This is a genomic window from Paraburkholderia ultramafica (assembly GCF_902859915.1).
Classification (GTDB): Bacteria; Pseudomonadota; Gammaproteobacteria; order Burkholderiales; family Burkholderiaceae; genus Paraburkholderia; species Paraburkholderia ultramafica.
Map to the genome: position 1 here is coordinate 1 of NZ_CADIKK010000085.1, position 7929 is coordinate 7929.

Here is a 7929-nt window from a genome sequence, read left to right on the forward strand (position 1 = left end):
CGAGGCGGGTTGCCTCATTCGCCAACATACGGAACCGCGATGCCGGCCTCTCCCTGACCACCGGCGTCTGACCGTAGCCCCTACCGCGCGAGCGGTTTAGTCCATCGGCCACAAGCCGCCATTCACATGCATCGTCCCTCGGACCTTCGAACGTCGGCTCCGCCCCCGTAACCGGCGATCTGGGTGTCAAAGACGAACGCTGCTTCTGGGATTTAGCGGACGTTCGTCCCTCGACCTTGCTATGCCAACTCGCCGCTTCAAACAGGTCATTCGTCTAAGGGAATCTCAATCGCCTGCTTTTGCCGCAATCATGCGCACCGATGTGATGGACCGCAATTCAGGAGCCGGCCGCTGATACGATTTTTGGACCGGATGCCGCCGGTGAAGACTTTTGCAGTACCAGCGATTCCGGATTCCAGCCGCCGCCAAGCGCCTTGAACGTCGAGATGGCCGCACGGGCAGATTCCGTCTGTGCCTGAGCTCTCGTGTCTGACGCCTGCAGCACAGTCTCGTCGGCGTGCAATACATCAATCAGACTCGCGGCGCCGTCACGGTAAGCTGCCATCGAGGAATCCCTTGCCCTCAACAGGGACGATTCGGCGTGCAACAGGGTGGCCGCCTGTGCCTCGCGGTTCACGAGTGACGAGAGAGAATTTTCAACATCCTCTGTGGCACGAAGTACGGCCAGGCGGTAGGCTGCGAGCGCCTCCGCATCTGCTCCTTTGGCCTCGTTGACCTGCGCGTTGATGCGGCCAAAGTCAAACAGTCGCCAGCGCAATCCCATGAGGCCGGCAGCCTGCGTGGCGCCGCCGGTAAAGAGTGTTCCCGCCGAAACAGCAGTAGCGCTTCCCAACATCGCGCTGAGCGAGAATTTTGGATAATACTCACTGATTGCTGCGCCTATCTGCGCATTGGTGGCGGCCAGATGACGCTCGGCCGCAATCAGATCGGGACGTCGTTGCAGCAGGTCTGCTGGCGTCCCCATATCTGAAATGGACGGCACAGACGGAATGGGGGCAGCACTGGCCAACTCCGCCCGATGCGTGCCCGGCGGCGAGCCGAGCATGACATCGAGCGCATTCAAAGCTGCATCCAGGCCTGCATTCAGGACTGGAACCGTCGCTTTAACCTGGTCGAGTTCACCTTGGGCCTGTTGGACCTGATAGTCGGCCGCAATCCCTTTCGCGTACAGCAGCTTCACATTGGCGACCAGGTCTTCCTGTGTTTTCACCTGATGATTGGCAATGTCAAGCCTGGACTGAATGCCCCTGATCGTGACGTAGACGTCGGCCGTCTGCGCTGCGACGGCAAGTCTGGTAGCGACGGCTGCCGCCCGGGTGGCTGAATAGTCTGCGAGCGCAGCTTCACGTTGCCGACGCAGTCCGCCAAATATGTCGATTTCCCAGCCGGCTTCGAGGTTGGTTTGATACTCGCTGCCCCAGCGCTGGTAATTCGGTGTCGCATTGAGCAACTGGCCTACTGGCGTATCGACCGACTGGTAAGCTCTGGCTGCCGAGCCAGTAACCGTCGCCGAGGGGAGAAGCGCCGCGTCCGCCGCGCCCAGACGTGCACGGGCCTGATCGATACGCGCAACTGCCTGAGCGAGGTCCAGATTTTCTGAAAGGGCTAGAGAAACGTAGCGCGTCAGAAGGGGATCATTGAACTGCTCCCACCAGGCGGACAGGTCCGCCGCAGGGGCAGCGGCGCCAGCATTGGTGGTCGGCTGCGACATATAGGTGGCTGGCAGTGGGGCGGTCGGCTTGCGGTAGTCTGGACCTACTGTGCAGGCTGAAAGGACTGCGGCGGAGAGCAGGAGAAGGGGGCGGAAATGTGAAGGCATGATCGACTCGGAAGTTGTAGCGTTGTGACTAATATACAATATGGTCACTAGTTGTCAATCATCTTCCTGGAGGCTAAGCTTTCGATATGAACAAGCCCATCCCATCCCCACAGCCGTCCCGTGGCCCCACGGAGCATGAGGTTCGCGCCCAGATTGTCGACGCGGCGACGGACTACTTCAGTCGCTACGGTTATGAGAAGACAACGGTTTCAGACCTCGCGAAGGCAATCGGTTTCTCGAAAGCCTATATTTATAAGTTCTTCGATTCGAAGCAGGCCATCGGCGAGGTGATCTGTGCGAACCGGCTTGCAGCCATCATCGCTGCAGTTAATGAAGCCGTCGCCGAACCGTACGGTGCGACTGAGAAATTTCGCCGTATGTTCAAGACGTTGCTGACTGCTGGCAGCGAACTCTTTTTCGCGGATCGCAAGCTCTACGATATCGCTGCAGTTGCCGCGGCCGAACCGTGGCCATCGGTTGGAGGCTATGAAGCGCGAATACAGGATCTTTTGACGCAGATTGTGCTCCAGGGACGCGAATCCGGTGAATTTGAGCGCAAGACCCCTCTGGACGAGACTGTGAATGCAATCTTTTTGGTGATGAGGCCGTACATCAACCCGCTGCTGCTGCAATACAACCTGGATTCTGCGGAAGACGCAACGGTGCAGCTTTCAAATCTTGTGCTCAGAAGTCTGGCGCCGTGATATTTTGTTTGTGACCATTGACTAATTTGGTCACTAGAATCAGAATGAGGACACTTACTCGTCGCAAGGAGAGTCCTCATGTTTTGGCGCCGTTATTTCGTATTCACACTCAGCCTGACGTCGATCGCCCTTGCGGCATGTGGCGACAGGCATGTCTCTGATCCGCGTACCGAAGCTCCGCTGGTACGTGCGAGCGTTATCCACTACGCCCCGGGGGCCAGCCGCTCATTCACGGGGGTCGTGGGCGCTCGCGTTCAAAGTGACTTGGGTTTCCGGGTTCAGGGGAAAGTTGTCGAACGTCTGGTTGACGCCGGGCAGACGGTCAAGCGCGGCCAGCCTTTGATGCGCATCGATCCGGTTGATCTCGGGTTGCAGGCCCGTTCGGAGCAGAAGCTGGTGGACGCCGCACAGGCTCGAGCCACGCAGACCGCTGACGATGAGGCCCGGTACCGCGACCTCGTGGCCGCGGGAGCTGTATCGGCTTCGACGTATGAGCAGCTCAAGGCGGCCGCCGATTCTGCGAAGGCCCAGCTCATTGCTGCCAAGGCACAGGCTGACCTTGCGAATAACGCATCGGGTTATGCCGTACTGGTCGCCGATTCCGACGGCGTGATCGTCGAGACCCTTGCTGAGCCGGGCCATGTCGTGAGCGCCGGCCAGGTTGTAGTGCGTCTGGCGCACGCGGGCCCCCGTGAAGCAATCGCTCAACTGCCGGAAACGCTTCGCCCCGCACCCGGTTCGACTGCTCAGGCAACGCTTTACGGCAGTGACAGCAAGGGTAGCTCAGCGACTCTGCGGCAGCTCTCGGATTCCGCAGACCGGCTGACGCGTACCTATGAGGCGAGATACGTACTCGGTGGTGCGCTTGCCGACGCACCGCTCGGTGCTACGGTGACGATTAACCTTCCCGCTGATGCCACGCAGACCGAACGCGCCATGGAAGTCCCGAGCGGCGCGTTATTCGATCCCGGCACGGGCGTTGGCGTGTGGACGATCGAGGGAGCGCCGGCCCACGCGTCGTGGCACAAGGTCCATGTCGCAAGCTTGAGCGATGACACGGCAAGGGTCACCGGTGACCTTCACGAGGGTGATCGCGTGATCGCTCTCGGGGCCCAGCTGATCCACGACGGCGAAAAGGTGCGCCTCATCGATGACGGACTGGCCACGGCATTGGTCACCCGCGAAGGAGAACAGCAATGAGCGGGTTCAATCTGTCAGCGCTCGCCGTCCGCGAGCGCTCTGTCACCCTCTTTCTGATCATCCTGATCTCTGTTGCGGGCGTCGTTGCCTTTTTCAAGCTAGGACGGGCGGAGGATCCACCTTTTACTGTCAAGACCATGACGGTCATCACGGCATGGCCGGGCGCAACTGCGCAGGAGATGCAGGACCAGGTGGCCGAACCGCTTGAGAAGCGCATGCAGGAGCTGCGCTGGTACGACCGGACGGAGACCTACACGCGTCCGGGTCTGGCATTCACGACGGTGACCTTGCTGGACAGTACCCCGCCAGCCGAGGTCCCGGAAGAGTTCTACCAGGCGCGCAAGAAACTCTCCGACGAGGCGAACAATCTGCCACGAGGCGTGATCGGGCCGCTCGTGAACGACGAGTACTCGGACGTCACCTTTGCATTGTTTGCGCTGAAGGCGAAAGGGCAGCCCGAACGGTTGCTCGTCCGGGACGCGGAAGATCTGCGCCAGCGCCTCCTGCACGTTGCGGGCGTGAAGAAGGTCAACATCATCGGCGAGCAGGCTGAACGTATCTATGTCTCGTTTTCACACGATCGGCTGGCGACGCTTGGCGTGACCCCGCAGGACATCTTCGCGGCGCTGAACAGCCAGAACGTCCTGACACCGGCCGGGTCGATCGATACCGCCGGAGCGCAGGTTTTCATCCGCGTCGAGGGCGCTTTCGACAAGTTGCAGAAGATCCGGGACACGCCCATCGTGGTCCAGGGACGCACGCTCAAGCTTGCCGACGTGGCCACCGTTGAGCGAGGCTATGAGGATCCGGCCACCTTCCAGATCCGCAACAACGGCGAGCCGGCCTTGCTCCTCGGGGTCGTCATGCGCGACGGCTGGAACGGACTGAATCTGGGGCAGGCGCTCGACAAGGAAGTGGCGGCAATCAACGGCGGGCTGCCGGTGGGCATGACTTTGTCGAAAGTGACTGACCAGGCCGTCAACATCCATTCCGCGGTCGACGAGTTCATGATCAAGTTCTTCGTCGCGCTGCTCGTCGTTATGGTGGTCAGCTTCGCAAGCATGGGATGGCGCGTCGGCATCGTGGTGTCTGCGGCCGTGCCACTGACGCTCGCGGGCGTATTCATCGTGATGGCTGCAAGTGGGAAGAATTTCGACCGTATCACGCTGGGCTCACTGATCCTTGCGTTAGGCCTGCTCGTCGACGATGCCATTATCGCCATTGAGATGATGGTCGTGAAGATGGAGGAGGGATATAGTCGCGTGCAGGCGTCCGCGTATGCATGGAGCCATACAGCGGCCCCCATGCTCTCGGGCACTCTGGTCACGGCGGTGGGTTTCATGCCCAATGGCTTTGCCCGCTCGACGGCCGGCGAGTACACCAGCAACATGTTCTGGATCGTTGGTATTGCGCTGATCACATCGTGGATCGTTGCTGTCGTCTTCACGCCGTACCTCGGCGTCAAGTTATTACCCGACATCCAAAAAATCGAAGGGGGTCACGAGGCGATTTATAACACCCCGAATTACCAGCGTTTTCGCCGAATCCTGGTACGTGTGGTCCAGCGCAAGTGGCTCGTCGCGGGGATCGTGCTGGCGTCCTTCGTGGTGGCTGTACTGGGAATGAGTGTGGTGAAGCAGCAGTTCTTCCCGACCTCCGATCGCCCTGAAGTGCTGGTCGAGGTCCAGATGCCTTATGGCACCTCCATTGAGCAAACCACTGCTGCCACGACCAAGGTTGAGGCCTGGCTTGCAAAACAGTCAGACGCAAAAATTGTGACGTCATACATCGGGCAGGGCGCGCCTCGCTTCTATCTGGCGATGTCTCCGGAGCTTCCGGATCCGTCCTTTGCAAAGATTGTGGTACGCACCGATGACGAGAAGGAGCGGGAGGCCCTGAAGTTTCGTTTGCGCAAGGCCGTGGCCGAAGGGTTGGTGCCTGGCGCACAGGTACGCGTTACGCAACTGGTGTTCGGCCCTTATTCTCCGTATCCGGTCGCTTTCCGCGTAATGGGCCCAGATGCCAACACTCTGCGAGTTATCTCCGCGCAGGTCGAGGGCGTCATGAGCGCCAGTCCCATGATGCAAACCGTGAATACCGACTGGGGTCCGCGCGTTCCGACGCTTCACTTCACGCTGGATCAGGATCGACTTGCGGCTGTCGGATTGACTTCCAGTGCCGTCGGCCAGCAGTTGCAGTTCCTGCTGACCGGAATACCGATCACCGATGTGCGCGAAGATATTCGCTCTGTCGAGGTGGTCGCGAGATCGGCCGGTGATATCCGGCTCGATCCGGATCGGATCAATGGGTTCACGCTCGTCGGTGCGGCGGGTCAACGCGTGCCGTTGTCCCAGGTAGGTAAGGTCGATATCCGCATGGAAGATCCGATCTTGCGCCGTCGCGATCGCACGCCGACCATCACGGTTCGTGGCGACATTGCTGAGGGACTGCAGCCGCCGGATGTGTCGACTGCGATGCTGGCGAAGCTGCAGCCGGTTATTGCGAAGCTGCCGGATGGTTACCGGATCGAGGAAGCCGGCTCGATAGAAGAATCGGGCAAGGCGACGAAGGCGCTCGTGCCGCTGTTTCCGATCATGATAGCGCTCACGTTGCTGATCATCATCTTCCAGACACGGTCGATCGCCGCCACCATCATGGTGTTTGCGACCAGTCCGCTCGGCCTGATTGGCGTGGTTCCCACACTGCTCCTGTTCAATCAGCCGTTCGGGATCAACGCACTGGTGGGATTGATCGCGCTTTCGGGCATATTGATGCGCAATACCCTGATCCTCATCGGACAGATCGAGCATAACACCCGGGAGGGGATGTCGCCGTTCCATGCGGTGGTAGAGGCGACGATCCAGCGGTCCCGGCCGGTCATTTTGACTGCGCTCGCCGCGATGCTCGCTTTCATCCCACTCACCCATTCCGTGTTCTGGGGCACACTAGCCTACACGCTGATTGGAGGGACGTTCGCGGGCACTATCATGACTCTGGTGTTCCTCCCCGCGATGTACTCCATCTGGTTCAAGATCAGGCCCGATACATCGGAAGCTGGGGTCGTCCTTGATCTGAGCGAAAGTACCGTTTCGTAGACATCGTTGCCATCGAGCATGGCTATTTCCGGGTGTCCACCATACGATCTGCAGGCGTGAGGCTTACCCCTTCAGGACAACTACGGCGTGCGCCAATGGCGGTTGGCCGCGCCGGTTTGGCCCTTACGCGTTGGGAACTCATGACGAGAGTCGGCTTCGGGAGCGAGACATGAGGCGCGTGGACCACCCGGACGCCCGTGCTTTCAGCGTCGACTTTCATCGAAACATGTCGTCGTACCTTGGCGTGACGCAATAGGCGTGGCGCACGAGCAATCAACCGAAATCAGGAGTGGAAGAAGATGTTGCCGGTTAGCCAGCCGCTTGGGATCGATCAATGCAACTGCTTCGCCGTAAGGAAGGCGAGCAGGCAGATTTCCCGCCTCTATGACAGTCATCTTGAGCCCGTGGGCCTGCGCATCACGCAATTTCTCACCCTGGCGGCCCTGGACGAGGTGGGAAGTGCCGCAGTCAACGCCCTTGCCGAACGGCTCGATATCGAACGGACGGCGATGGGAAAGATGGTCGGCTTCCTTGAGCGCGACGGCTTCGTCACGATCAAGCAGTCGCCCACGGAAGGCCGAAGCCGCGTTATCGCGCTCACCGAAGAAGGACGACGCCTGCACAAAAGAGCGGCCCCGCACTGGAGGGAAGCGCAACAGGAGTTCGAGCGACTGAACGGCGTGGCAAATGTCACGACGCTACGGGAGAGGCTTAGAGGAGTGGTCGTCGGCGACGCGACGGTACGCTCATCCGAAGACTAAGCATTCAGATGAATTGCGACAACAGCATGAGACCACCGCTGCAAGCAGGCACGGACAGATTGAAATGAAGCAGTGGCACCGGTAGCCGAAGCATTCGAGAGATAGCCAGGTGACTCCACTGGAGTTACCAAGATGGTCAGGGACATGCTGACCGACTCGGAGGGATGAATGGCCGCAGCGCACCTAGAAGCTGCCGGTTAGGCAACCCCGGGTTCGATGTCGGCTGTGGGTCGAGAGTGTGTGGAAACACCATTTTTGCCACCGAGCGCGCGATTATAGGTCGGGTCGATCGAGTTTTATACGTCGAGCATGCGCTAATCTAATGTCGC

The 7929-nt window shown here is 59.8% G+C and carries 5 protein-coding genes; 4 read left to right on the forward strand and 1 reads right to left on the reverse strand.

What is annotated here, in order from left to right; genetic code table 11:
- Nucleotides 1–337: 337 nt before the first annotated feature.
- Nucleotides 338–1840: an efflux transporter outer membrane subunit gene (locus HV744_RS35675; protein WP_175153952.1), complete on the reverse strand. Its 1503-nt coding sequence runs from the start codon at nucleotides 1838–1840 to the stop codon at nucleotides 338–340.
- Between the two features lie 86 nt (nucleotides 1841–1926).
- On the opposite strand from HV744_RS35675, the gene HV744_RS35680 reads away from it, so the two are divergent.
- From HV744_RS35680 to HV744_RS35695, 4 genes are all read left to right on the forward strand, one after another.
- On the forward strand, nucleotides 1927–2544 hold the full coding sequence (locus HV744_RS35680) for a TetR/AcrR family transcriptional regulator (protein ID WP_175153953.1): 618 nt from the start codon (nucleotides 1927–1929) through the stop codon (nucleotides 2542–2544).
- A 78-nt stretch (nucleotides 2545–2622) separates the two neighbouring features.
- The gene (locus HV744_RS35685; protein ID WP_175153954.1) at nucleotides 2623–3744 is read left to right on the forward strand and encodes an efflux RND transporter periplasmic adaptor subunit; all 1122 of its coding nucleotides are present in this window, start codon (nucleotides 2623–2625) and stop codon (nucleotides 3742–3744) included.
- Nucleotides 3741–6839, forward strand: a complete 3099-nt coding sequence (locus HV744_RS35690; protein ID WP_175153955.1) for an efflux RND transporter permease subunit — start codon at nucleotides 3741–3743, stop codon at nucleotides 6837–6839. The genes HV744_RS35685 and HV744_RS35690 overlap by 4 nt, the downstream gene beginning before the upstream one ends.
- A gap of 299 nt (nucleotides 6840–7138) precedes the next feature.
- Entirely contained in the window at nucleotides 7139–7600 is a 462-nt protein-coding gene (locus HV744_RS35695; protein WP_175153956.1) for a MarR family winged helix-turn-helix transcriptional regulator, read from the forward strand.
- Nucleotides 7601–7929 lie beyond the last annotated feature (329 nt).

Bases quoted from the DNA above. Each gene is read 5' to 3' on its own strand.
- HV744_RS35680 (WP_175153953.1), top strand. From the start codon at position 1,927: ATGAACAAGCCCATCCCATCCCCACAGCCGTCCCGTGGCCCCACGGAG.
- HV744_RS35695 (WP_175153956.1), top strand. From the start codon at position 7,139: ATGTTGCCGGTTAGCCAGCCGCTTGGGATCGATCAATGCAACTGCTTC.
- HV744_RS35690 (WP_175153955.1), top strand. From the start codon at position 3,741: ATGAGCGGGTTCAATCTGTCAGCGCTCGCCGTCCGCGAGCGCTCTGTC.
- HV744_RS35685 (WP_175153954.1), top strand. From the start codon at position 2,623: ATGTTTTGGCGCCGTTATTTCGTATTCACACTCAGCCTGACGTCGATC.
- HV744_RS35675 (WP_175153952.1), bottom strand. From the start codon at position 1,840: ATGCCTTCACATTTCCGCCCCCTTCTCCTGCTCTCCGCCGCAGTCCTT.